The 23,366-nt window shown below is 71.1% G+C and carries 23 protein-coding genes; 6 read left to right on the forward strand and 17 right to left on the reverse strand.

Translation table 11 applies throughout. The features are described from left to right. The first annotated feature begins 55 nt into the window (after positions 1 to 55). Entirely contained in the window at positions 56 to 598 is a 543-nt protein-coding gene (locus ACNYS0_RS15125) for a PPA1309 family protein (RefSeq protein WP_385769244.1), read from the forward strand. 80 nt (positions 599 to 678) lie between these two features. Here ACNYS0_RS15125 and ACNYS0_RS15130 read toward each other — a convergent pair whose 3' ends face one another. The 4 genes from ACNYS0_RS15130 to ACNYS0_RS15145 form a co-directional block, all read right to left on the reverse strand. After that, positions 679 to 1,767, reverse strand: a complete 1,089-nt coding sequence (locus tag ACNYS0_RS15130) for a YlbL family protein (RefSeq protein WP_422474022.1) — start codon at positions 1,765 to 1,767, stop codon at positions 679 to 681. A gap of 51 nt (positions 1,768 to 1,818) precedes the next feature. After that, a complete protein-coding gene (locus tag ACNYS0_RS15135) occupies positions 1,819 to 1,983 on the reverse strand; it encodes a hypothetical protein (RefSeq protein ID WP_266713872.1) in 165 nt (54 codons plus the stop codon). 103 nt (positions 1,984 to 2,086) lie between these two features. Beyond that, the gene (locus ACNYS0_RS15140; protein ID WP_422474024.1) at positions 2,087 to 2,551 is read right to left on the reverse strand and encodes a molybdenum cofactor biosynthesis protein MoaE; all 465 of its coding nucleotides are present in this window, start codon (positions 2,549 to 2,551) and stop codon (positions 2,087 to 2,089) included. A gap of 109 nt (positions 2,552 to 2,660) precedes the next feature. Continuing rightward, positions 2,661 to 3,773 carry an SDR family oxidoreductase gene (locus ACNYS0_RS15145; RefSeq protein WP_422409599.1) on the reverse strand — a complete coding sequence of 371 codons (1,113 nt, stop codon included), beginning with the start codon at positions 3,771 to 3,773 and terminating at the stop codon, positions 2,661 to 2,663. 192 nt (positions 3,774 to 3,965) lie between these two features. Between ACNYS0_RS15145 and ACNYS0_RS15150 the strand changes: the two genes are divergently transcribed. Beyond that, entirely contained in the window at positions 3,966 to 5,447 is a 1,482-nt protein-coding gene (locus tag ACNYS0_RS15150) for a zinc-dependent metalloprotease (RefSeq protein WP_422474026.1), read from the forward strand. Next, positions 5,444 to 5,968, forward strand: a complete 525-nt coding sequence (locus ACNYS0_RS15155; RefSeq protein ID WP_422474028.1) for an NUDIX hydrolase — start codon at positions 5,444 to 5,446, stop codon at positions 5,966 to 5,968. The genes ACNYS0_RS15150 and ACNYS0_RS15155 overlap by 4 nt, the downstream gene beginning before the upstream one ends. Positions 5,969 to 6,048: 80 nt before the next feature. On the opposite strand, the gene ACNYS0_RS15160 is transcribed toward ACNYS0_RS15155, so the two are convergent. The 4 genes from ACNYS0_RS15160 to ACNYS0_RS15175 form a co-directional block, all read right to left on the reverse strand. Further along, positions 6,049 to 6,804 carry an AIM24 family protein gene (locus ACNYS0_RS15160; RefSeq protein ID WP_422409594.1) on the reverse strand — a complete coding sequence of 252 codons (756 nt, stop codon included), beginning with the start codon at positions 6,802 to 6,804 and terminating at the stop codon, positions 6,049 to 6,051. Positions 6,805 to 6,821: 17 nt separating this feature from the next. Then, positions 6,822 to 7,502, reverse strand: a complete 681-nt coding sequence (locus ACNYS0_RS15165) for an AIM24 family protein (protein WP_422409592.1) — start codon at positions 7,500 to 7,502, stop codon at positions 6,822 to 6,824. A gap of 11 nt (positions 7,503 to 7,513) precedes the next feature. Then, positions 7,514 to 9,199: a TerD family protein gene (locus ACNYS0_RS15170; RefSeq protein ID WP_422474030.1), complete on the reverse strand. Its 1,686-nt coding sequence runs from the start codon at positions 9,197 to 9,199 to the stop codon at positions 7,514 to 7,516. A 114-nt stretch (positions 9,200 to 9,313) separates the two neighbouring features. After that, entirely contained in the window at positions 9,314 to 9,910 is a 597-nt protein-coding gene (locus ACNYS0_RS15175) for a M48 metallopeptidase family protein (protein ID WP_422474032.1), read from the reverse strand. A 195-nt stretch (positions 9,911 to 10,105) separates the two neighbouring features. Here ACNYS0_RS15175 and ACNYS0_RS15180 point away from each other — a divergent pair, with 195 nt between their 5' ends. Together ACNYS0_RS15180 and ACNYS0_RS15185 are read left to right on the forward strand one after the other, a co-directional pair. Continuing rightward, positions 10,106 to 11,272 carry a TOMM precursor leader peptide-binding protein gene (locus ACNYS0_RS15180; RefSeq protein ID WP_422474034.1) on the forward strand — a complete coding sequence of 389 codons (1,167 nt, stop codon included), beginning with the start codon at positions 10,106 to 10,108 and terminating at the stop codon, positions 11,270 to 11,272. A 66-nt stretch (positions 11,273 to 11,338) separates the two neighbouring features. Continuing rightward, the gene (locus ACNYS0_RS15185) at positions 11,339 to 12,700 is read left to right on the forward strand and encodes an ABC1 kinase family protein (RefSeq protein WP_422474036.1); all 1,362 of its coding nucleotides are present in this window, start codon (positions 11,339 to 11,341) and stop codon (positions 12,698 to 12,700) included. On the opposite strand, the gene ACNYS0_RS15190 is transcribed toward ACNYS0_RS15185, so the two are convergent. The 5 genes from ACNYS0_RS15190 to ACNYS0_RS15210 form a co-directional block, all read right to left on the reverse strand. Next, a complete protein-coding gene (locus tag ACNYS0_RS15190) occupies positions 12,701 to 12,904 on the reverse strand; it encodes a hypothetical protein (RefSeq protein WP_422474038.1) in 204 nt (67 codons plus the stop codon). Positions 12,905 to 13,038: 134 nt separating this feature from the next. Next, positions 13,039 to 13,362, reverse strand: coding sequence for a hypothetical protein (locus tag ACNYS0_RS15195; protein WP_422474040.1), 324 nt, complete (start codon positions 13,360 to 13,362; stop codon positions 13,039 to 13,041). Continuing rightward, positions 13,359 to 13,727: a WhiB family transcriptional regulator gene (locus ACNYS0_RS15200; protein ID WP_385768623.1), complete on the reverse strand. Its 369-nt coding sequence runs from the start codon at positions 13,725 to 13,727 to the stop codon at positions 13,359 to 13,361. The genes ACNYS0_RS15195 and ACNYS0_RS15200 overlap by 4 nt, the downstream gene beginning before the upstream one ends. Positions 13,728 to 13,913: 186 nt before the next feature. Continuing rightward, positions 13,914 to 14,237 carry a hypothetical protein gene (locus ACNYS0_RS15205; protein ID WP_422474042.1) on the reverse strand — a complete coding sequence of 108 codons (324 nt, stop codon included), beginning with the start codon at positions 14,235 to 14,237 and terminating at the stop codon, positions 13,914 to 13,916. 163 nt (positions 14,238 to 14,400) lie between these two features. Continuing rightward, positions 14,401 to 16,620: an ATP-dependent DNA helicase UvrD2 gene (locus tag ACNYS0_RS15210; RefSeq protein WP_422474044.1), complete on the reverse strand. Its 2,220-nt coding sequence runs from the start codon at positions 16,618 to 16,620 to the stop codon at positions 14,401 to 14,403. A gap of 162 nt (positions 16,621 to 16,782) precedes the next feature. Here ACNYS0_RS15210 and ACNYS0_RS15215 point away from each other — a divergent pair, with 162 nt between their 5' ends. Further along, positions 16,783 to 17,037, forward strand: a complete 255-nt coding sequence (locus ACNYS0_RS15215; RefSeq protein ID WP_385768617.1) for a glutaredoxin domain-containing protein — start codon at positions 16,783 to 16,785, stop codon at positions 17,035 to 17,037. Between the two features lie 80 nt (positions 17,038 to 17,117). Here ACNYS0_RS15215 and ACNYS0_RS15220 read toward each other — a convergent pair whose 3' ends face one another. The 4 genes from ACNYS0_RS15220 to ACNYS0_RS15235 form a co-directional block, all read right to left on the reverse strand. Then, on the reverse strand, positions 17,118 to 17,294 hold the full coding sequence (locus ACNYS0_RS15220; RefSeq protein ID WP_422474046.1) for a hypothetical protein: 177 nt from the start codon (positions 17,292 to 17,294) through the stop codon (positions 17,118 to 17,120). A 68-nt stretch (positions 17,295 to 17,362) separates the two neighbouring features. Continuing rightward, positions 17,363 to 18,322, reverse strand: coding sequence for an NAD(+) diphosphatase (nudC, locus tag ACNYS0_RS15225; RefSeq protein ID WP_422474048.1), 960 nt, complete (start codon positions 18,320 to 18,322; stop codon positions 17,363 to 17,365). 74 nt (positions 18,323 to 18,396) lie between these two features. Beyond that, on the reverse strand, positions 18,397 to 19,809 hold the full coding sequence (locus tag ACNYS0_RS15230; protein ID WP_422474050.1) for a dipeptidase: 1,413 nt from the start codon (positions 19,807 to 19,809) through the stop codon (positions 18,397 to 18,399). Positions 19,810 to 19,819: 10 nt separating this feature from the next. Further along, complete coding sequence (locus ACNYS0_RS15235; protein WP_422474052.1) at positions 19,820 to 23,353, reverse strand: ATP-dependent DNA helicase; 3,534 nt, start codon at positions 23,351 to 23,353, stop codon at positions 19,820 to 19,822. Positions 23,354 to 23,366: the final 13 nt, after the last annotated feature.

Below are 23,366 nucleotides of genomic sequence, written 5' to 3' on the forward strand. Positions count from 1 at the left end.
ACTCACGCTTTACTCAGTTCCCGGTTCGGGCGACGAACGAGGCAGGATTGTGACCATGTCCAACACTCCCATGGCAGCGAGCCCCCTCACCCGAGCCGTACTCGAGATCGACGAGTACGCCGCCGGGCTTGGCTGGGACCAGCCCGCTCGCCTCTTCGCCCTCGTCGACACCGCCGCGCTGCGCGCCCAGGAACCCGCTCTCGCCGCCCAGCTCGGGCTCGAGGGCGAACAGGAGGCCCCCGGCCTCACCCCGATCGAGCAGGACGAGATCCCTGCCGGAAAGCCGCTGGACGAGTTCCTCGGCACCATCGCGTGGCCCGACGCCGTCGTGGGCTGCGCACTGACGGTCGAGCGTCTGATGCTGCCGCCGTCCGCGGAGGCGTCCGTCCCGGAGGGCCTGAGCGGCAAGAAGCTCACGAAGTGGGTCTCCGAGCACCCGGACCGCCAGGAGGTCCGCATGACGGTCGGTGTGCTGCGCGACGGCACCCGCGACTCGGCGCTGCGGCTGCGCGAGAAGGACGCGACGACGGAGGTCCTCACGGGCTCGAACCTCGTACCGGGGCTCGCGGAGGCCCTGTCGGTGACGTTCGCCGAGTGAGCTTTTCCTCGGCTACGTAGAGGGGCGCCACCGGTCGGTTCCGGTGGCGCCCCTCTACGTAGTGCGGTGTTTGCGCTCGCTCAGCCCTTGGCCGTGCACGTGGGCAGGTCCGCCGTGTTGCCGCTGCGGATGTCCTTCAGGGCGTCCATCGCGTCGTCCAGGGTGTTCACCTTGACCAGCGTCAGCCCGTCCGGGGTGTCCTTGGCCGCGGTGGCGCAGTTGTCCTTCGGCGTCAGGAAGTACTGGGCGCCCTTGTCGCGCGCGCCGACGGTCTTCATGCCGATGCCGCCGATCGGGCCGACCTTGCCGTCCTCGTCGATCGTGCCGGTGCCCGCGACGAACTTGCCGCCGGTCAGGTCGTCCGGGGAGAGCTTGTCGACGATGCCGAGGGAGAACATCAGGCCCGCGCTCGGGCCGCCCACGTCGGCGAGCTTGATGTCGATCTCGAACGGGAAGGTGTGGTCGGTCCCCGCCTGGATGCCGACGATCGCTCGGTCGTCCTCGGCCTTCTTCGTCTTGATCGTCACGTTCTCCGTGCGCGTCGCCGTCTTGCCGGCCTTCTCGGCGGCGGCCGCCTCCTTGACGGGCACGACCGTGAAGACGACGTTCTCACCCGGCTTGTGCTTGGTGACGAGCTTGGCGACATCGGCGGGCTTGGTGACCTTGGTGCCGTCGACGGACTTGATGACGTCACCGGCGTGCAGCCTGCCCTGGGCCGGGCTGTCCTTGACGACGCTGGAGACGATCACCCAGGACTTCACGGGGATGCCCATCTCGTGCAGCGCCGCCACCTTGGCGCTCTCCTGGGACTGGCTGAACTCCTCGGCGTTCTGCTGCGAGGACTGCTGTTCGGTCTGGCCGTCCGGGTAGAGCGTCTCGTGCGGCACCACGATGCTGTCGTGCGCGAGCCACCCGTAGACGGCCGACACGAGGTTCATGTTGTAGTCGGCGCTGGTGACCCGGACCGTCGTCATGTTCAGGTGGCCCGACGCCTCGTACGTCTTGTGGCCGTTGATCTGGATGACGGGTTCGCCGCCGTGGTCCGCGAGCGTGTTCACCGTCGGTCCCGGCGACATCTCCGCGTAGGGCACTTTGATGAGTACCCCCGCGCACAAGAGCGCGATCAGAATCAGGGTCGAGGCGAGCATCGTCGCAGTGCGGCGTGGCATGGAACGACAGTACGGGACGACGCTGTCGGCGCACCTGTGGGGCCGGGTCCGTCAGGTGCCCTGGTGCGACTTCTCCATCGCCTCGCGGAAGCGCGCGTAGCCACTGAGTTCGGTGACGTCACCGGTCTTGTGGCGCTGGCGGCCGGCCCAGATGCCCCAGAACCCCGCGGCCACCGCAGCGACAACCGGAATGAGCAACCACAGGAGCGCTGCCATGCCGACCTCCCGACCCCATGAGCGACTGCCACCGACGTATCAGCAGATTAACCATCCGCAGTCCCAACGCTCGCCGCAGGGGGGCGGTTACGCAACTGGAGCCTCAGCAGGCTCCCACCCACTCCTCCGTCCCGTCCGAGAACGTCTGGTGCTTCCAGATCGGCACTTCGTGCTTCAGGTCGTCGATCAGCTTGCGGCAGGCCTCAAAGGCCTCTCCGCGGTGCGGGCAGGACACGGCGACGACGACCGCGAGATCGCCCACGGTCAGGTCGCCGACTCGGTGCACGGCCGCCAGGGCGCGCACGGGGTACTCGGCGACGACCTTCTCGGCGACGCGCCGCATCTCCGCCTCGGCGGTCGGGTGGCAGGAGTAGCCCAGCTTGTCCACGTCGGCCCCGCCGTCGTGGTTGCGCACGGTCCCCACGAAGAGCGCGGTGCCGCCCGCGGCGTCGTCGCCGACGGCCCGGAAGATCTCGTCGACGGAGAGCGGCGTCTCTCGGACGGCGAGCAGCTTGATCGGGTCCTGTGCCGCGTGCTCGCCGGGGTGCTCGTGCTGGGTGGGTGCCATGCCCTCATCGTGCCGCACGCCGCCGACAACCGTGAATAGCGTTTTCGACCGGCACGCACGCGTACGGGGTTGGAGCCTCCTACAGGTGTGCCGTGCGGGCGGCCCGGTGTCAGATGCGCCGCCGCGCCTTCCGCACCCGTCGCACCACGGCCGCCGTGCCCAGCAGAGCGACGGTCGCGCCCGCGGCACCGGCCGCCGTCGCGTCCTTGCGGCCGAGGCGCCGGCCCGCCACGGTGCGCCGGCCCGCGACCTCCTCGAGCAGTTCCGACAGGACCTCCTCGTTGGTCCACTGGGGTCGCCATCCGGATTCGTGCAGCCGGCTCCCGCTGACCACCCACGGGTACATCGTGTACGCGAGGTCGCCCGCCGGGGAGGGCGTCAGGCCGATCCGGTGCAGCCGGGCCGCCGCGCCCAGGGCCACGGCGGAGGGCAGCTCCATGCGGCGGATGCCGCTGAGCTCCTCGACCTCCTCCTGCTCCAGCCAGCCGTCGCAGCCGACCGCGAGCTCGCCGTCGACCTTCTCCAGGGCCGCGTGCTCCAGGGCGCTGCACAGGTCGTCGACGTGGCAGAACTGCCAGGCGGGCCGCGAACCGGCCACCACAAGGAGGCGCGGCGACTCGAAGTACCTGGTGAGCGCGGTGTCGGTGCCGCCGACGAGCACCGCGGGGCGCACCACGGTGACGTTCAGGCCGGGATGCGCGCGCGGGGCGCGGCGGGCGAGCCGCTCGACCTCCAGGAGGTCGCCGACCCCGGTCGCCTCCGCGGTGGCGCGCAGTTCCGCGTCCTCGGCGAGCGGAAGCTCGTTGTCCTCCAGGGCCCCGTAGACCATCGTCGAGGTGCACAGGACGACGCGGTGCACGCCCGCGGCGGCCGCGGCGGTGAGCACCGTCTGGGTGCCCCGCACGTTGTACGCGGTGCGGGCCGCGGGGTCGGACTCCAGGTCGAGGTCGAGGGCCAGGTGCACGACGACGTCGGCGCCGCGCAGCTTCTCGGCGATGGCCGGGTCCCGCACGTCCAGGACGTGCCAGGTCGCGGACGTGCACTCGCCGCGCCGCTCGTCGATCGCGAGGACCTGCTTGATCTCGTCCGACGCGGCGAGCCGCTCGGTGAGCAGGGCGCCGATGCCGGACGCGGCACCGGTGACCGCGACGACGGGGCCGCGGACTGCTGAACGGGATGCGGGGTTTCGCGCTGCGCGAACCTGCGGATCTGGGGAACTCACCAGGCGTCTCCAGCGGTTGTCTTCAGTACGTACCTGTATGACGCGTACGTACCAGGAGGCATCCATCCTGCCGCAGGCCATTCGTCGGCGAAGCACTGAGGCCCGATCCGGTCATGGTGTCTACGCTGGGTGTGTAGTCGGGCAGTCGCCGCCGGGCCCAGAAACCGGCGGCCCAACCAGCCGAGGAATCCCGTGAGTGACACCCCATTCGGTTTCGGCCTTCCGCCGGAGGAGCCGGAAGACGGCGACGAGGGCAAGAAGAAGGACCAGCAGGGCGGTGGCGGTCAGGGACCGGCCGGCCCGTTCGGATTCGGGTTCCCGGGCCTGCCCGGCGCGGGCGGCCCGGGAGGCGAGGGCGGGGACAACCCGTTCGCGGCCATGTTCGGCTCGATGAATCCGAACGATCTGGGGGCGGCCTTCCAGCAGCTCGGACAGATGCTCTCCTACGAGGGCGGCCCGGTGAACTGGGACATGGCCAAGGACATCGCCCGCCAGACCGTCTCGCAGGGCACGCAGGACGGCGTCAAGGACGCCAGCGTGGGTCCCGCCGAGCGCACCGCGGTCGAGGAGGCCGTGCGCCTGGCCGACCTGTGGCTGGACGACGCGACGTCGCTGCCCTCGGGCGCGCACTCGTCGGTGGCCTGGAGCCGCGCCGAGTGGGTCGAGGCGACCCTCCCGGTGTGGAAGGAGCTCGTCGACCCGGTCGCCGAGCGCGTCGGCATGGCCATGGGCGATGTGCTGCCCGAGGAGATGCAGGCCATGGCGGGCCCGCTGATCGGCATGATGCGCTCCATGGGCGGCGCCATGTTCGGCCAGCAGATCGGGCAGGCCATCGGCGTGCTCGCGGGCGAGGTCGTCGGGTCCACGGACATCGGTCTGCCCCTGGCCCCGGCCGGCAAGGCCGCGCTGCTGCCGCTGAACATCGAGGCGTACGGCAAGGACCTCGGCGTCCCCATGGAGGAGGTCCGCCTCTACCTGGCGCTGCGCGAGGCGGCCCACCAGCGGCTGTTCTCGCACGTGCCGTGGCTGCGCTCGCACCTGTTCGGCGCGGTCGAGGGGTACGCGCGCGGGATCAAGGTCGACACCTCGAAGCTGGAGGACGTGGTCGGCCAGTTCGACCCGCAGAATCCCGAGCAGATCCAGGAAGCGCTCCAGCAGGGCATGTTCCAGCCGGAGGAATCGCCGGAGCAGAAGGCCGCTCTGGCCCGCCTGGAGACGGCTCTCGCGCTCGTCGAGGGCTGGGTCGACGCCGTGGTCCACGCGGCCGCGAAGCCGCGCCTGTCGTCCGCCGACGCGCTGCGCGAGACGCTGCGCCGCCGCCGCGCGACCGGCGGCCCCGCGGAGCAGACGTTCGCGACGCTGATCGGCCTGGAGCTGCGTCCGCGGCGCCTGCGCGACGCCTCGCGCCTGTGGGCCTCGCTCACGGACGCGCGCGGCGTGGACGGGCGTGACGGCCTGTGGGCGCACCCGGACATGCTGCCGACGGCGTCCGACCTGGACGACCCGGACGGCTTCGTGCACCGCGACGAGCAGCTGGACTTCTCCGAGATCGACAAGATGCTCGGCGAGGCCGCGAGCGGCCGCTCCACCGAGAAGCCGGACCTGAAGAAGGACCAGGGCGACCAGGACGCCCAGGGCGAGGGCGACACGAGCGAGGGCGACTCCGACAAGTGAGCCTGTACGACGACACGGTCCTCGTGCTCAAGGGCTACGAGGACCAGCCGGACCTGCGCCAGGCCTACCTGGACCACCTGTCGGAGCACGGCGCCGACGGCCTGTGGAAGCCCTGCACCGCGGGGCACATCACGGCGAGCGCCCTGGTCGTCGACCCCGCGCGCGGGCGCGTGCTGCTCACGCTCCACAAGAAGCTGCACATGTGGCTTCAGATGGGCGGGCACTGCGAACAGGGCGACACGACGCTGCGGGCCGCGGCCCTGCGCGAGGCGACGGAGGAGTCGGGCATCCCCGGCCTCACCCTCCTGGAGGGCGGCCCGGTCCGCCTGGACCGGCACCCGATTCCGGGGCCGTGCACCCAGCACCTGGACGTGCAGTACGCGGCGCTCGCCCCGGCGGACGCCACGGAAGCGATCAGCGACGAGTCCCTGGACCTGCGCTGGTTCGGCTACGACGAGGTGGCGGACGTCGCCGACGCGTCCGTCGTCCGTCTCGTGGAGGCCACGCGAGCGCGACTCTGAGGTTCTCTGTCCGAGGCCCTCCATGTGTAAGGGGCGGTCGCCCATGGCGACCGCCCCTTACACATGCTCTTACGGAGGCGTCAGCTCCAGACGTTGCCCTGGTTCTGGCCGCGGGCGCCCTGCTGACCCATCCCGTACTGCGCGGCGAGGCCTCCACCGACCGCCGCGTGCTGCGGCGGCAGCATCTCGCTGGGCTGGACCAGCGCGTAACCGCTGCCCATGAAGCTGAGCTCCCAGCCCTCGCCGGTGTTGCCACGGCGCCGCCAGACCCCCGAGGAATGCGTCTGCGCCTGCATCTGCACCCGCAGCCCGGTGGACCAGGCGACGATGGCGTCCGCGTCGGCGTTGACGTACTGGTCGGGGGTGACCTGGAGCATCAGCGGCTGGCCGGACGTCATCAGCGCGACCTTGCCGTGCCCGGTGATGTTGAGCTGGTACTTGCCCGAGCCGGAGATGCCGAACTGGCTGTCCACGGCGACGACTTCGTGGTGCAGCGAGGAGTCCATCGCCAGCACGTAGCTGCTGTCGACGGTCAGGCCGTCCTGTTCGACATCCACTACGTGGATGTACTGGGCGAGGTTCGCCAGATAGACGGTGCCCTGCCCATGGCAGCGCATCAGGCTGAGTCCCTCGCCGGTGTGCGCGCGGGCGCGCTGCTGTCCGGACGTCTGGTACTCGCCGTCGAACTCCATCAGCCCCTGGTAGGCGACCATCGCGCCCTTGCGGGCGAGGATGTCGTCGTGGCCTTCCAGGGCGACCCGCAGCATCTGCGGATTCTGCACCGTGTAGCGCTCCTGAGTCTGTTGCTCGGTGTACGCGAAAAGCGGGCTCTGCATGGTGTGTTCGCTCCCCCTCAGCCCCGGACTCGGAGGCGGTCGGTGCTGTCCTCACTGGGCTGTACGACGACGATGCCTTCCCCGGAGAAGCCCATCTGGTAGGCCTCGCCGCTGCCGCGCCCGATGAGCGAGCCGGCCCGGAAGCTGCGCTTGCCCTTCACCTTCAGGCTCGGCGACCAGGCGATGAGCGCGTCCGGGTCCACGTAGGTCTCGTCCTCGCCGCGGCCGCAGTCGACCACGATGGGCGTGCCGCGGGAGGTCAGCGCTACGTGTCCCTGGCCGCCGACCGTGATGTTCCACAGGCCCTGCCCGGTGAACTTGGCGAGCCCCTTGACGCGCTCGACGCCCCACTGGAGGTGCGCGTCGAAGGCGAGGAGGTTCGTGCCGTTGACGGAGATCGACTCGCCACCGAGGTTGATGACGACGACGTCGGCGCCGTAGTCGGCGAGGTAGAGCAGGCCGTCACCGGAGCACTTCATGAGAGGCGCGCCCTCACCGGTGATCCAGTCACGGGCGACCTGGCGGACGGCGGGCGGGTTGGGCTCGTACTGGACGAAGCCTTCGTAGGCGACCATCGAGCCCACGCGCGCGAAGAGGTCGTTTCCGGTCTGCATGGCGACCTTCAGCATGTTGCTGCCGTGGTTCTCCATGCGGGCGGCTACCGGGGTCGGGGCGAAGCCCGCGAGTGGTTGGTTCATGACGGGCTCCCTCAGACCTCGTACGGCTGGACGACGATGAAGTTGCCGGGTGCGCCCCGGAACTGCAGGTTGACGCCTTCGCCGCTGTCGCCCGGATAGGCGTTGCGGCGCATGCGGACCTGGTTGGACACGATCGCCTGCGCGGCCGCGGACCAGGCCACGACGGCGTTGGAGTCGGTGAACGTGGTGGGCGTGACCGGCAGCACGACGGGCGTGCCGTGGGTCTTCACGACGACCGTCCCGGTGCCCTGGAACTGGAGGACGAACAGGGCGCCTCCGGGGATGCCGTGCCCCTCGATCCTGCGCACTTCGTGCTGCAAGCTCTCGTCGAACGCCAGGACGTTCTCCGCGGAGACGCAGATCGCGTCGCCCTGGAGCTCGATGGGGTGCACATGGGTGGCCTCTTCCGCGAAGAAGACCTGGCCGCGGCCGGTGCAGCGCATCAGCTGCATCTCCTGGCCCGTGGCGTTGCCCACGATGCGGCCCGCGAACCCGGCACCCTTGTAGCTGAACTCGACCTTGCCCTGGTAGAGCACCATGCTGCCCTGGCGGGCGAGGACGGGCTGGTCTCCGCTCGCGCCGAGGTCGACGCGGATCAGCTTCTTGTTCTGGAGTGTCCAGCGCTGCCCTGTGGGGGCCTCGCGGTACTTCTCCAGGGCGGCGGCCACACCCGGCGCGGCGGCCTGCTGCGGGACGCCCTGCGGGGCCGGCGCCTGGCCGAAGACCGGCTGGGCAGGGGGCGTCTGGGGCTGCTGCCCGAAGCCCTGGGGAGCGGGCGGCGTCTGGGGCTGCTGGCCGTAGCCGGGCGGCAGGGTCGCGCCTCCCTGGCCGGGGACCTGGCCGAACTGCGGCTGCTGGGGCGGCTGCTGGCCGTACGGGCTGGGAGCGCTCGGCGCCGGGGGCGGCGGCGGGACCGTGCCGGGCGGCGTGGCGAGCGGGGCGGCGATGGTGGGCGCCGCGTGCACCGAGGGCGCGGGGGTCGGCGGGGGTGTGGGGTTCTGCGCCGGGGCGACGTTCTGCGGCATCGGCTCGGGGGCCGGTGCGGGCGGGGCCGGCGCGGGTGCCGGGGCAGGCGCCGCCGGGGCCGCGAAGGACGGCGGTGCGGCGGCCTGGGCGGGGGGCGCGAAGCTGGGAGCCGCGGCCTGCTGCGGCTCGGCGGCGGGCTCCTCCTCCGCGACCTCACCGCCGAAGTTCCTCAGCAGCGCGTCCAGGCCCCCGTCGAAGCCCTGCCCGACAGCGGCGAACCGCCAGACATCCTTCAGATAGAAGTCGCCCAGCATCACCGCACGCTCGGTGGAGAACTCACCACCCTGGAAGGAATACCGCGCGACTTCCTCACCACCGGCGACGATGCGGATGTATCCGGGAGCGACCTGCGACATCTGCCCCGCACCGTCGATGGTCGCGGTGAACGAGAGCTTTTGGATGTGGGCGGGGATCTTCTCGAGTGTGACGCGGAAGGATTCCGTGTCCCCGGCCTGTGCGCCGAGCAGCTGAACGGACTCCTCGGGAGTTTTCGGCTGGTTGAAGAAGACGAAGTATCGGTCGTCGGACAACCGCTCCTCGGCGTCGAGGCCGAAACAGCTGATGTCGAAGCTCAGTCCGGGGCCGGTGATCTGTACACCCACGTACAGATCCGTGCCTGCGGTGAGGTCACTGATCTTGGCCTTGTGGCCGCGTTGGAATTCCCTGGCCATACGTAACGACCGTCCCCCATCCCGATGGTGATTGCGTCGCGCAAGGCTAACCGCAAACACCGACAGCGAGAGAAGTCGGTACACCCCTGGTACAGAAGCCGCGTTGAAAGGCGATCAGTCGCCGCGTGCGGCGGGCAGATGCGGGAGCCGGTCGGCCGCGACCACTCCTTCGAGATATCCGCGCGCCCGCTCCGTGCGCGGATACGCCTCCATGAGCCTCCAGAACCGCGGCCCGTGCCCGGGTACGAGCAGGTGCGCGAGCTCATGGATGAGCACGTAGTCGACGACGTACTCGGGCATGCCCTGCAACCGGTGGGAGAGTCGGATGCTGCCCTCCGCCGGGGTGCACGAGCCCCATCGGGTGTTCTGGTTCGTGACCCACCGCACCGAGGCGGGGCGGGCCTTCCCCTCGAGGTACTGGTCCGACAGGCTCTCCGCGCGGTCCGCCAGCTCGGTGTCGCCGAGCACCCGTTTGCTCTCCTGGGCGGCGAGCTTGTCGAGCATGACGCCCACCCAGCGCTTCTCCTCGGCCTCCGACATGCGCGCCGGGATGAGCACCACGGTGCGATCGCCCTCCCGGTACGCGGAGACGGTCCTGCGACGCCGGGAGCTTCTGCGCACCTCGACCGCGCTCGCCCCCAGGCCGCCTGAGGGCGGGCTGGTCGTGCTGCGCTGCGTCTTCGTGGCACGGTGCAGTGGGTCGGCGGACACGCCCCGACGTTACCCGCTGGACCGTGCGGAAGTCCCGCCTCCGGAAGTCTTCGGTGCGGCCCCGCGAGCCGCCCCTCGATTAGTACGACTATCACCCACAGCCTGTGGACAACTTTCCGCACGGATCCCGCCGCCCAGGCATGCTGGCGGTCGATCGACGGGAACGACACCGTCGGCACAGCACGGGGGACAGTCATGCATCCGATCCTGAAACCGGCCCTGCGGCGCGGCTGGCACGACCTGAACACGGTGCAGTTCGGGCTGACGCCTGCGCACGCGGTGGTACTCGGCCCGGTCGACACGGCCACCGGCAGCTTCCTGGCACTGCTCGACGGCACCCGCGGAGTCGCGCTCCTGCGTGAAGAGGCCCAGCGGATGGGCCTTCCGGACGGGCACGTGGACGCGCTCCTGGAGCGGCTGAGCGGCGCGGGGCTCCTCGACGACGCGACCGGCGGCGGCGCACCCGCCGCCGCACTGCGCAAACAGACGCGCGTGATGGATCGACTCCGTCCCGACCATGCCGCCTTGACGGTCACGACATCGGAACCGGCGGAGGCGATACTGAAGTTGACGGCCCGGCGCGCGATGCGGGTCCAGGTAAGAGGCGCGGGGCGGGTCGGCGCGGTCATCGCCTCGGTGCTCGCGGCCGCGGGTGTCGGCCATGTCGACGTGCGGGACGGCGGCTGCGTCGAACCGTGGGACGTGGCCCCGGGCGGGCATCCGGTGGAGTCGACGGGCGAGCGCCGGGACGTGTCCGCCCGTCGCACGGTGCGCTCGATGGCGCCGGCCAGGCCACCGCGCCCCGACCGGCGCAGGCCGGCCCCCGCCCGCCTTGCGGAGCCGGATCCCGAAGCGCCCCCGCTCTCCCTCGTGATCATCGCCCCGCGTGACGGACTGGCGGTCCACTCCCCCGACCCGGCCGCGGTCGAGGACCTGCTGGCGGCCGGCATTCCCCATCTGTACGCGGGCGTCGTCGAGGCCACCGGCGTGGTCGGGCCGTTCGTGCTGCCCGGCGGCACCGGCTGCGCGCACTGCCTGCTCCTCGGGCGCACGGACCGCGATCCCACCTGGCCCCGGCTGCTCGCGCAGTGGAGCTCGGGGCACGCAGCCCGCCAGGTGCAGGCCTGCGACCTGGGTCTCGCCACCGCTGTGGCGGGTCTCGCCGCGGCACATGGGCTGGCCTTCCTCGACGGGGAGTTGCCGTCGAGCACGGGGGCCCGCTGGGAGGCGACCGCGCCGGGGTTGGACTGGCACGCACGACCGGTGTGGCCGCATCCGCAGTGCCCGTGCGGTGCGGGTGAGAGAGGTAACGGGCAGGAGGTCTCCGTGGACGCAGTGCCGCACGACACAATGGCGGGGTAGGCAATGGTTGTCGGCACCACGGCACCGGGCATGCGCGGCATGGCTGTTCGGCATTTGGAGGGGTGTATGTCTGATCTTCCCCGGAAGGCGGTTACCCGTACCGCCAAGCTGGCAGCGCTGCCGATCGGCTTCGCGGGTCGCGCGACCTGGGGCATCGGCAGACGCATCGGCGGCAAGTCCGCCGAGCTCGTCGGGCGGGAATTGCAGCAGCGCACGGCGGATCAGCTGTTCAAGGTTCTCGGTGAACTCAAGGGCGGCGCCATGAAGTTCGGGCAGGCGCTGTCCGTCTTCGAGTCCGCTCTCCCGGAGGATGTCGCGGGCCCGTATCGCGCCGCGCTGACGAAGCTCCAGGAAGCCGCGCCTCCGATGCCGACCCGCACCGTGCACGCGGTTCTCGACGAGCGGCTCGGCGAGCAATGGCGTGAGCTGTTCCTCGAGTTCGACGACAAGCCCTCGGCCGCCGCGTCGATCGGGCAGGTGCATCGCGCGGTGTGGCACGACGGCCGCGAGGTCGCCGTGAAGGTGCAGTACCCGGGGGCGGGCGAGGCCCTGCTGTCGGACCTCGGCCAACTGAGCCGCTTCGCACGCCTGTTGGGTCCGCTGATCCCGGGCATGGACATCAAGCCGCTCATCACCGAGTTGCGCGACCGGGTCTCCGAGGAACTGGACTACGCGCTGGAGGCCCAGGCCCAGCAAGCCCACGCGGAGGAGTTCGACGAGGACCCCGATGTCGTGGTGCCGCGCGTGGTGCACCAGTGCGAGCAGGTGCTGGTGACGGAGTGGATCGACGGGACACCGCTCGCCGAGATCATCGACAACGGCAGCGAGGACGAGCGTGATCGCGCGGGGCAGTTGCTGGCCCGCTTCCTGTTCTCGGGGCCCGCGCGCACGGGCCTGCTGCACGCGGACCCCCACCCGGGCAACTTCCGGCTGCTGCCGGACGAAAAGGGCGGCTGGCGCCTCGGCGTCCTCGACTTCGGCACGGTCGACCGGCTGCCCGGCGGTCTGCCCGAGCCGATCGGTGTCTCCCTGCGCAGGACGCTGGACGGCGAGGCGGAGGCGGTCTATGAGCTGCTCTGCGAGGAGGGCTTCGTCAAGGAGTCGATCGAGCTCGAACCGGACGCCGTGCTGGACTATTTGCTGCCGATCATCGAGCCGGCCCGCGTCGACGCCTTCACGTTCACCCGTTCCTGGATGCGCAATCAGGCCGCCCGGATAGCCGATCCCCGCTCTCCCGCCCATCAGCTGGGCAAGCAGCTCAACCTGCCGCCTTCGTACCTGCTGATACATCGGGTGACGCTCAGCACGATCGGGGTGCTGTGCCAGCTCGGGGCAACCGTGCGGCTGCGGGACGAACTGGAGGCGTGGGTGCCGGGCTTTGCCACCGAGGAGGCGGCAGGGACCGAGGACTGGCCGGCGGAGGCCTGATCACCACCACTCGGAGTCGAGCCGGCCCTCGATGGCCCTGATGTTCTCTCGGGCGCAGGCTTCGCAGAAGTACCGCCGGGTGCCGCCCTCGACGGAACACGTCCAGGTCAGCGGCAGTTCCCGGACCGTCGTGCCGCACCGCGCGCACGCGAGGGCCTGGTGGTCGGGCTGGTGCGCGGAGTCCCCGCCAGGAAGAGACGTCACCCGGCGACGATAACGCGATGAGCCGATGAGCGCCGGGCGCCACACGCCTCGGGGGCCGGTCCGCTTCGGACCGGCCCCCGAGGGAGCAGCCGCGCTGTCGTGGCGGCTTTCGACGAACCGGATCGCCGGTTCTGTCACTGCATGACGGCCTGGGCGAGCGCACGCCGCGCGCGCAGCGAAGCACGCTCGGCACGGCGCTGCATCCGGCGGGCGGTGGCCAGGCGCACGGCCCGGCGTTCGCTCTCGGCCGCCCGCAGCTGCTCGTGCATATGCGCACGAGCCAGGGCTTCTGGGATGAGTTGCATCTGACGGGTCCTGTTCTGGCGCGACTCGTTCGCGCCGGCGGTGCTGAAGTCTGGGATCGCGGAGCCTTCGGGCTCGCTCGTGAACGGCTTCATCGGGGCCTGCTTCTTGGGGTCGTGCGTGAGGGGGCGGTCGATCGTTCCGGGGGTGTTCATGCCACGACCGGGTTCTTGCGCGGGCGGCCACGCGGCCGCTTCCGGGCGACGACAACGCCCTGGACGAACAGCTCGCCGCCCCAGACGCCCCACGGCTCACGCCGCTCCTTGGCGCCGGCGAGGCAGGCCTCCATCAGCGGGCAGGTACGGCAGAGGGACTTGGCGTACTCGACGTCCGCCGGCGACTCCGCGAAGAAGACCTCGGGGTCATAGGCACGGCAGGGGACGGGCACGTCGAGGTTCTCGATGGCGTCGTCGAGCGCGGTGAGCGCGGTCAGCGGGTTCAAGGTGGAGTCCTCCGTGGACACGGGCGGGGAAAGAGGGCGTGAAGGCGGTACTGACGGGGCGTGCGCTTCGAGTTGCACGGTGTCTTCTTCCTCGTCTGGTCGTCCGGCCGGTGGGCCGGTTGGTGGCGGTACCGGGTTCTTTTCTTGTCCCGAGGCCCCTTCGCTCTGGTTCCTCGGAAGATCGCTGGGTCTTCCGGGAAAACAGAAGGGCCGCGGATCCCGGGTGGGGTTCCGCGGCCCTGAAGGCGCCTGTCTGATCGTCGATCAGACTGGATCACTCCAGGGTTCGAGCCCACGGAAGGCCCACATCGTGTGGTGCTGCGTCGTCTGCTTCCGGAATCCGGCACCGGCCGCCGCAAAGGCATAGGCCTGAGCCTGTGCCGTCGCTACTGCTTCCGGTGCCTTGGTCGGTCGCTCATTGCGCTCGCGGATGGGAAGACCCGCGAGAGACAGGCCGGACTCCGGACGGATGGCGGAGACGCCAGACAGACCGGTGCCCAGGTTCGAGGAGCCGAGCAGGCAGGAAGCGACGACCGAGAGATCGGTCATTTTGGCGGTGCTGATGGAGCTGGCGTTGATGCTGATCACTGGAATCGCCTCCTCTCGGCGTCTCGGGGACCGGTGCGAACCGGTCCGACGGCTTTCAAGTACAACACGGAACCAGGGCCTCCGAGAAGGCCGCTGCTTTCGTGCTTTAGAACCTATGGGGATTGTTGGGGCCTGCGCAAACTATTTTTTCGACGAGTTCGCATCAGTCGTCCCCCGTCTCCTCATCGATCTGATCGTCAATCGCCTGACCTGCACAGATAGCCAGAACGTCGGATCCGTACGTCCGAAACTTCCGACGTCCGACACCAGGGATGCGGGACAGTTCGGCCGCGTCCTCAGGGGCGGACTCGGCGATGGCGATCAAGGTCTTGTCCGTGAAGACGCAGAACGCGGGCTGTCCGAGACCCGCCGCGGTGCGACCGCGCCACTCGATCAGGCGCTCGTACAGCCCCTCGTCCATGTCCGACGGACAGTCCTCACAGCGCATCAGCTTCATTTCCGCGGCCTCCAGGGTGCGCCCGCACACGCGGCAGCGGGCCACCTTCCGGTCGCCCCGGGGACGCGTGATCCCGCTGGGCGACTCGCGGCCGGCCGTACGGGTTCCGAACTCGATGCCGCCACGCCCCACGCTCGCCCCGTTCCCCGCCGCGCCCTTCGACCCCGGCCGCAGACCGTCCAGGAACCGGCTCGGCCTGCGGTTCGGCCGACCGCCCGGCGAGCGGGACAGCGCCCAGGAGAGACCGAGATGGCGCCGCGCGCGGGTCACCCCGACGTACAGGAGGCGCCGCTCCTCCTCGATCTGCTCGTCGGTCTTGGCGTAGGTGATCGGCATCATGCCCTCGGCGAGGCCGACCAGGAACACGGCGTCCCACTCGAGGCCCTTCGCCGCGTGCAACGAGGCGAGGGTGACACCTTCCACGGTCGGGGCGTGCTGAGCGCTCGCCCGCGCGTCGAGTTCCGCCACGAACGCGCTCAGGGGTGCGGTGGGCTCGGCTCTCGCGAGATCCTCCGCGAGCCGGGCGATGGCCGCGAGCGACTCCCAGCGGTCCCGCACGGCCCCGGAACCCGCGGGCGGCTCGTTGGTCCAGCCCGCTCCGGACAGGACGGCCCTGACCTGGGAGGGCAGATCCACGGCGTCGTCGAGCCCCGCGTCGTTGTCGCCGAAGCGGGCCGCCGCGCGCAGCTCGTGGTGAGCCTTGCGCACCTCGGCCCGCTCGAAGAAGCGCTCGGCACCGCGCAGCTGGTAGGGCACGCCCGCGTCGGCGAGAGCCTGCTCGTAGATCTCCGACTGCCCGTTCGTCCGGAACAGGATCGCGATCTCGCCGGCCGACACCCCGGCGTCCATCAGCTCCCGGATGCGGACCGCGGCGCCTTCCGCCTCGGCGGGCTCGTCGGCGTACTCGACGTAGGTCGGCTCGGGGCCCGCCTCGCGCTGCGAGATCAGTTCCAGGCGGTGCTCGGCGGCGCGCCCGCTCGCTCTGGTCAGGACTCCGTTGGCGAGGTGCACGACCTGGGGCGAGGAGCGGTAGTCGCGGACCAGCTTCACGACCGTGGCACCGGGGTGGCGGGTGCGGAAGTTGAGCAGATGGTCGGGGGTGGCCCCGGTGAAGGAGTAGATCGTCTGGCTGGCGTCGCCCACGACGCAGAGGCTGTCGCGCTCGCCGAGCCACAGGTCGAGCAGCCGCTGCTGGAGCGGGCTGACGTCCTGGTACTCGTCGACGACGAAGTGCTGGTACTGGGCGCGGACCTGCTCGGCGATGTCCTGCCGGTCCTGGAGGATGCCGACGGTGAGCAGCAGGACGTCCTCGAAGTCGATGACGGAGCGGTCCCGCTTGAGGGTCTCGTACGCGGAGTAGATCTGGGCGATCTCCGCGGGATGCCGGGGCGCCTCACGGCCCGCCTTGTGCACCGCCGCCGCGTAGTCGCCGGGAACGGTCTGCGTGACCTTGGACCACTCGATCTCCGCGGTGACGTCGCGCAGCTCGCCACGGTCCAGGCGCAGCCGCGAGGCGGCCGCGGCGTCGGCGACGAGCTGGATCTTGCGGTCGACGAGCCGGGGCAGCTCCCCGCCGACGGCCTTGGGCCAGAAGAACTGGAGCTGGCGCAGGGCAGCGGAGTGGAAGGTGCGGGCCTGCACCCCCACGGCGCCGAGCTGCCTGAGCCGACCGCGCATCTCACCGGCGGCGCGGTTCGTGAACGTGACGGCGAGGACGGTGTTGGGCTGGAGGATCCCCGCGCGGACGCCGTACGCGATGCGATGGGTGATCGCCCGCGTCTTGCCCGTGCCCGCGCCCGCGAGCACACACACCGGACCGTGCAGGGCCGTCGCCACGGCGCGCTGCTCGGGGTCGAGCCCCTCGAGCACCGCGTCGGCGGATTCAGGTACCTGCGGGAACAGGGTGGAGTGCGTTGCTGCTGTCACCCCGCCATGCTGCCAGGTCCGCGGGGACGGATGCGTCGCGTTGTCCACAGGTGCCGACCGTTAGTCGTACTAACGCGATCGACGTGCGGGAATGGTCGCCGGGTCGCGTACGTTCGACTACTTGCGAACACGCACCCCCAGCCACCGAAGGAGCGCGAGGAAATGCCGGGCACTGTGACGATGTACAGCACCACGTGGTGCGGCTACTGCCAGCGGCTGAAGAAGCAGATGGACCGTGAGGGCATCGGGTACACCGAGGTCAACATCGAGCACGACCCGCAGTCCGCGGCCTTCGTCGAGAAGGCGAACGGCGGGAACCAGACGGTCCCCACGCTCCTCGTGGTGTCCGACAGCGGCGCCGAGTCGGTCATGACGAACCCCTCGCTGGCCCAGGTCAAGCAGGCCATGGCCGCCTGAGCCACCCCGCACCGAGCGAATGGCCCCCGCCCCTTCGGGTACGGGGGCTTTCTGCTGGGATCGGACGAGGCCGGTCGAGGTCAGACGACCAGCAGGACGACGATCACCGCGATGACGATCAAGGGGACGATCGCCATCAGCAGGTTCGCCGCGCGGTTGCCGGTGAGGTCCTGATTGCCGCGTCGCCTGAGCGCCCACTCGCGCCGCCGGGCCGCCGCTGCCTCTTCGCGCCTGCGTTGTTCCGCGGAGCTGGCCATGATCCGGCCCCCTTACGTCGGAGCTCCTGGGACCACCCTCCCATGGGCCCCGCCGCAAGGCAGATCACTCAGAGCGCGTCGCTGGGCTTCGGCAGGGGCTTGCCGTACCAGAGCTCGATCAGCCGGGCCGCGATCGAGATCCCGTAAGGAGGCATGACCTCGCCGGAGTCGAAGGCGGCCCGCAGGTCCTCGCGGGAGAACCAGCGCGCCTCGTGGATCTCGTCGCCGTCCACGTTGATCTCGAAGGACGTGGCATGCGCCATGAAGCCGAGCATCAGGCTGGACGGGAACGGCCAGGGCTGGCTGGCGACGTATTCGACGTCACCGACGACGACGCCCGCCTCCTCGAAGACCTCGCGCCGCACCGACTGCTCGATGGACTCGCCGGGCTCGACGAAGCCGGCGAGCGTCGAGAAGCGGCCTTCCGGCCAGTGCACCTGGCGGCCGAGCAGGATGCGGTCCTGCTCGTCCGTCACGGCCATGATCACGGCCGGGTCGGTGCGCGGGTAGTGCTCGGCCCCGCAGGCCGGGCAGCGGCGGATGTGGCCCGCGGCGGCGATGACGGTGCGTTCGCCGCAGCGGGAGCAGAAACGGTGCAGGCGCTGCCAGTTCTCCAGGGCGACGGCGTGCACCATGAGGCCCGCGTCCCGCTGCGAGAGGAGCATCCCCGCCTCACGCAGTCCGGCCGGGCGCGCGGACTGGTCCATGCGTCCGGGAAGCGTGTCCTTCTGGAGCGCGAAGTAGCTCACGCCGTCCTCGTCGGTGCCCAGGAAGTAGCGATGCGCCTCGGTGAGGGGCGCTTCGAAGGCCGGGGTCATGACCAGTTCCGTCGTGCCGTCCGGTGTCTCGTCGATGAGCGCCTGACCACCCGAGACCACGAAGACGCGGGTCGTGGGGTGGCTCCACGCGGCGGCGAGCCAGGCCTCGTCGAGGCGGTGGTGCGCCGCGCGGTCGATTCCGCTCGGCGCGGAGAGCGAGAGGGGGCGCGTTGCGGCGAGGTCGGCGGTTCGGTCGGTCCAGGTGGTCACAGGTGCTTCCAACTCCCCCGGTGGAAAGGGTGGTTCGGCGGGCGGTTCAACGAGGCGGGTGCGCGGTGCCTCAATCAGTGTGCATCTGCCCAGCTCTCCGCGAGATCGCCCCACAGGTAGGCGGTTGTTTCGACACCCTTCATGAGGAGGTCGAGTTCGACCTTCTCGTTGGGGGCGTGCCAGCCGTCGGAGGGCACGGAGATGCCCAGGAAGAGCACCGGGGCGTCGAGGACGTCCTGGAGGTCGGCCGCGGGCCCCGAGCCGCCCTCGCGCGTGAAACGGATCTTCTGCTCGAAGGCCTGTCCCATGGCGCGGACGACGGACTTCAGCGCCGGGTGGTCGAGCGGCGTGAGGCACGGGCGGGTGGCGGCCCCGAAGGTGACCGAGTGGCGGATCCCCGCGGGCAGCTGCTCGGCGACCCAGGCGGTGACGGCCTTCTCGATGTGGTCCGGGTCCTGCCCGGCGACCAGACGGAAGGAGAGCTTGAGCATCGCGGAGGACGGCACGATCGTCTTTCCGCCGGGGCCCTGGTAGCCGCCGCCGATGCCGTTGACCTCGGCGGTGGGGCGGGCCCAGATGCGCTCCAGGGTGCTGTGCCCGGCCTCTCCGTGGGTGGCGCGGGACTTCGCCGTGCGCAGCCACTGCTCCTCGTCGAACGGCAGCTCCGCGAACAGCTCGCGCTCCCGGTCGGTGAGCTCCACGATGCCGTCGTAGAAGCCGGGGACGGCCACGCGCGCGTGCTCGTCGTGCAGCGCGGCCACGAGGCGGGCGGCTGCGGTCGCCGGGTTCGGGACGGCGCCGCCGAAGGAGCCGGAGTGGATGTCCTGGTCGGGGCCGTACAGCTCGATCTCGCAGTCGGCGAGGCCACGCATGCCGGTGCACACCGTGGGGGTGTCCTCGGACCACATGCCGGTGTCGGAGACGATCACGGCGTCCGCGGTCAGCCGCTCCTTGCGCTCTTCCACGAGGGCACGGAAGTGCGGGGAGCCCGACTCCTCCTCGCCCTCGACGAGGAGCTTGAGGTTGACGGCGGGCGCGGTGCGGCCGGTCGCGGCCAGGTGGGCGCGCACGCCGAGGGTGTGGAAGAACACCTGCCCCTTGTCGTCGGCCGCCCCGCGCGCGTGCAGGCGCTTTCCGATGACAACCGGCTCGAAGGGGTCGGTGTCCCAGCCGTCCTCGCGGGCGGCGGGCTGCACGTCGTGGTGCCCGTAGACGAGAACGGTGGGGGCCTCGGGGTCGCCCGAGGGCCACTCGGCGAACACGGCGGGGGCGCCGGGCGTCTCCCACACCTCCGTGGTCGGGAAGCCGGTCCCGGCGAGCTTCGCGGCGAGCCAGTCGGCGCTGCGTCGCACGTCCGGTGCGTGGTCGGGCTGGGCGGACACGGACGGGATCCGCAGCCACGCTGCGAGGTCGTCGAGGAACGCCTCGCGGTGGTTCTCGATGTACGCACGGACTGTGCTGACGGCGGTGTCAACGGGCTTGCTCATGGTCACGAGCCTATCCGCCCGCCCGAACGTGTTCGTCCGGCGGTTCCACCACGGGCTCCGCCGACTCCTGCGGGTCCTCCAGCAGGAGCCTTTCCAGCTCCTCCCGGCCGGGCAGCCGACGCGGCCGGACCGTCTCCCCGGTGCGTACGTACAGGAAGGCGGCGCTCACCGCTTCCAGGGGCACGCCCTGCTGCTCGGCCCAGGCGACCCGGTAGACGGCCAGCTGAAGCGGGTCGGCGGACTTCCGGTGGGCCGTCTTCCAGTCCACGATCTCGTATGTCGCGTCGTCCCCGTCGCCTTCCTTGTAGACGGCGTCGATACGGCCCCGCACGATGCGGCCCGCGATGGCCAACTGGAAGGAGGTCTCCACCCGGTAGGGGGCGCGGTGGGCGTAGGGAGTGCGCTCGAAGGCTTCCTTGAGCTCTTCCAGGTCCCGCTCGTCCGCGATCTCGGCGTCGCTGCCGGGCAGCTCATCGGGGTCGAGCATGGGCAGCCGGAGCTCTTCGAAGCGCGACTCGATCCAGGCGTGGAACCTGGTTCCCCTGCGGGCCGCCGGCTGCGGCGGCTGGGGCATGGGGCGGGCGAGCTCCTGGGCGAAGGCGTCCGGATCCGCGGCCATCCGCAGGAGCTGGGACGCGGTGAGCGTGTGTGGGACGGGAACGTCGCGCACGGCCGCGCGGGCGCGCAGCAGCTCGCCGCTCAGTGCCTCGAGGTCGCGGTCCCAGGAGGCGATGGTGCGCGCCTCCTCCGGGGTGAGCTCCGACTCCGGGGCGGGAGCCGGGTGCGGCACGACCGGGGCCGACGGCTCGGGCTCGGCCACGCGCGCGTCGGCACCGGCCGGGAACACGGCGTCCTCGTAGGGGGCGTGGTCGCCCTCGTAGGACTCGCGATGGCCCTCGTCCGGGACGTAGCCGTCCTCGTAGGGGTCGTAGGGCGGTTCGTCGTCCTCGGGCGGGGGCGGCCAGTCGGGGTCCTCGAAGGGCGGCTCGTCGAGGGCCGCGGGGTGGGCCTGCGTGTGCGCGTACGCGGCGTCGGGCCCCGCGGCGCGCTCGAGGTGGGCGAGGACCGTGTGCGCGGCGGCCCGGCGGCGCGCCCGTGCCTCCTCGTCCAGCGGCAGCGGCCAGGCGTGCTCGACCGAGTTCTCCTGGAGCGCCGGGTTCTCCTCGTCCTCCGCCGGTTCGTCCGCCCAGGCCTCGATCTCGCCGTGCCCTGCGGCGCAGTGCTCGTACAGCGCCTCGAGGAAGTCCGACGGGCCGCGCTTGCGCTTCTGGGACGGTCCCCACCAGTGCCCCGAGCCGAGCAGCAGGGAGCGCGGGCGCGTGAACGTGACGTATCCCAGGCGCAGTTCCTCGGTGTGCTGGTGGTCCTTCATGTCGGCGTGGAAGGCCTTCATGCCCTTGGAGTCCCACGTCTCGATGTCGGGCAGCGTGGCGCCGTCACCGCGCAGTTCGTGGGGCAGGACCTTGGCCTGTGCCGTCCACTTCTCGCGGCCCTGGGTGCTCGGGAACGTGCCGTTGACGAGGCCGGGGACGGCGACGACGTCCCATTCGAGGCCCTTGGACTTGTGGGCGGTGAGCACCTTCACGGTGTCCTCGCCACCCGGCAGCGCGTTGTCGAGGCCCTTCTCGTACTGCGCCGCGGTGCGCAGGAACCCGAGGAAGGCGAGCAGTGTCGCGGAGCCGTCGTTGGCCGCGAAGGACGCGGCGACGTCGAGGAAGTTGGACAGCGTCTCGCGTCGCCGGGCCGCCAGCGCGTGCGGGGACGCGGAGAGTTCGACCTCCAGGCCGGTGACCGCCAGGACACGGTGCAACACGTCCATGAGGGGGTCGGACAAGGAACGGCGCAGCTCGCGCAGTTCGGTGGCGAGCCGGGCGAAGCGCACGCGCGCGTCCGGTGAGAACGGCAGCCCGTCGTCGTCCTCCGCGTCCTCGGCCGAGGTCTCCAGGAACGTGTCGAGCGCGTCCGCCAGCGATATCACCTCGGAGGGGTCGACCCCCTCGACGGCCGCGGCCAGGCGCCGGTCCGGGTCGTCGTCCTCTCCCCCGCGCGCGTGGGAGACCAAATAACGTGCCCGGCGCCCGAGGAGGGCGAGGTCGCGCGGGCCGATGCGCCAGCGCGGACCGGTCAGCAGCCGCACGAGGGAGGCGTTGGCTCCGGGGTCTTGGAGGACCTCGCACATGGCGACCAGGTCGGCGATCTCCGGGAGGTGCAACAGGCCGGAGAGGCCGACCACTTCGACCGGGATGTCGCGGGCGACCAGGGCGCCCTGGATCTCGGCGAAGTCGGTCGCGGTGCGGCACAGCACGGCGATCTCGCCGGGCGCCGTTCCCGTGGCGACGAGGTGGCCGATGGAGTCGGCGAGCCAGTCGATCTCCTCGCTGTGCGTGCTCAGGAGGGCGCAGCGCACGACGCCGTCCCGCTCGGCCCCGGGGGCGGGGCGCAGCGCCTCCACGCCCGCGTGCATCGCCCTGAGCGGCTCGGCGAGCCCGTTGGCGAGGTCGAGCAGGCGGCCGCCGCTGCGCCGGTTCTCGCTGAGCGCGAAGCGGGTGGCCGGGCGCCCGTCCGCGTACGCGAAGTGGCGCGGGAAGTCGTCGAGGTTGGCGACGGAGGCGCCGCGCCATCCGTAGATCGCCTGACAGGGGTCGCCGACCGCGGTCACCGCGTGGCCCGTCCCCCCGCCGAACAGACCGGCGAGCAGGATCCGCTGGGCCACGGAGGTGTCCTGGTACTCGTCGAGCAGGACCACGCGGAACTCGTCGCGCAGGATCTCGCCGACCTCGGGCCTGGTGTCGGCCAGCGTCGCCGACAGGGCGATCTGGTCGCCGAAGTCGAGGAGGTCCCGCGTGCGCTTGGCCTCCCTGTAGCGCCCCACGAGCTCGGCCAGCTCCAGGCGCGCGGCGGCCGCCTCAGGCACCTTCCGCAGGTCCGCGTTGCTGAGCTTGACGCCTTCGAGGGCGCGCAGCAGCTCCTGGTCGTACGCGCGCAGCTTGCCTGGTTGTACGAGGTGTTCCGCCAGCTCGCCGTCCAGCGTGAGCAGATCGCTGACCAGGTCGGCGAAGGAGCGCGTGAGGGCGGGATAGGGGCCGGGGGCTTCGCGCAGCACGCGCGCGGCGAGCTGGAAGCGGGTGGCGTCGGCGAGCAGCCGTGTCGTGGGTTCGAGCCCGAGGCGCAGGCCGTGGTCGGTCAGGAGCCGGCCCGCGAAGGCGTGGTAGGTGGAGATCACGGGCTCGCCCGGGGGGTTGTCCGGGTCGATGGCATCGGGGTCGGTGACGCCCGCCTTGATCAGGGCCTTGCGGACGCGCTCGGCCAGCTCGCCCGCCGCCTTGTTGGTGAACGTGAGGCCCAGGACCTGCTCGGGGGCGACCTGACCGGTGCCGACCAGCCAGACCACGCGCGCGGCCATCACCGTCGTCTTCCCGGAGCCCGCTCCGGCCACGATCACCTGCGGGGCGGGCGGCGCGGTGATGCAGGCCGTCTGCTCCGGGGTGAACGGGATGCCGAGCAGCTCTTTGAGCTGCTCGGGGTCGGTGAGGCGCGTGGTCACCTCATCGAGGCTA

Source organism: Streptomyces anthophorae, assembly GCF_049310305.1.
In the GTDB taxonomy this organism is placed as follows: Bacteria; Actinomycetota; Actinomycetes; order Streptomycetales; family Streptomycetaceae; genus Streptomyces.

Coding starts and splice junctions, on each gene's coding strand:
- ACNYS0_RS15135 (WP_266713872.1), bottom strand. CDS start 1,983: ATGGCAGCGCTCCTGTGGTTGCTCATTCCGGTTGTCGCTGCGGTGGCC.
- ACNYS0_RS15230 (WP_422474050.1), bottom strand. CDS start 19,809: ATGAGCAAGCCCGTTGACACCGCCGTCAGCACAGTCCGTGCGTACATC.
- ACNYS0_RS15165 (WP_422409592.1), bottom strand. CDS start 7,502: ATGAACCAACCACTCGCGGGCTTCGCCCCGACCCCGGTAGCCGCCCGC.
- ACNYS0_RS15220 (WP_422474046.1), bottom strand. CDS start 17,294: ATGGCCAGCTCCGCGGAACAACGCAGGCGCGAAGAGGCAGCGGCGGCC.
- ACNYS0_RS15170 (WP_422474030.1), bottom strand. CDS start 9,199: ATGGCCAGGGAATTCCAACGCGGCCACAAGGCCAAGATCAGTGACCTC.
- ACNYS0_RS15180 (WP_422474034.1), top strand. CDS start 10,106: ATGCATCCGATCCTGAAACCGGCCCTGCGGCGCGGCTGGCACGACCTG.
- ACNYS0_RS15185 (WP_422474036.1), top strand. CDS start 11,339: ATGTCTGATCTTCCCCGGAAGGCGGTTACCCGTACCGCCAAGCTGGCA.
- ACNYS0_RS15130 (WP_422474022.1), bottom strand. CDS start 1,767: ATGCCACGCCGCACTGCGACGATGCTCGCCTCGACCCTGATTCTGATC.
- ACNYS0_RS15125 (WP_385769244.1), top strand. CDS start 56: ATGTCCAACACTCCCATGGCAGCGAGCCCCCTCACCCGAGCCGTACTC.
- ACNYS0_RS15160 (WP_422409594.1), bottom strand. CDS start 6,804: ATGCAGAGCCCGCTTTTCGCGTACACCGAGCAACAGACTCAGGAGCGC.
- ACNYS0_RS15140 (WP_422474024.1), bottom strand. CDS start 2,551: ATGGCACCCACCCAGCACGAGCACCCCGGCGAGCACGCGGCACAGGAC.
- ACNYS0_RS15215 (WP_385768617.1), top strand. CDS start 16,783: ATGCCGGGCACTGTGACGATGTACAGCACCACGTGGTGCGGCTACTGC.
- ACNYS0_RS15195 (WP_422474040.1), bottom strand. CDS start 13,362: ATGAACACCCCCGGAACGATCGACCGCCCCCTCACGCACGACCCCAAG.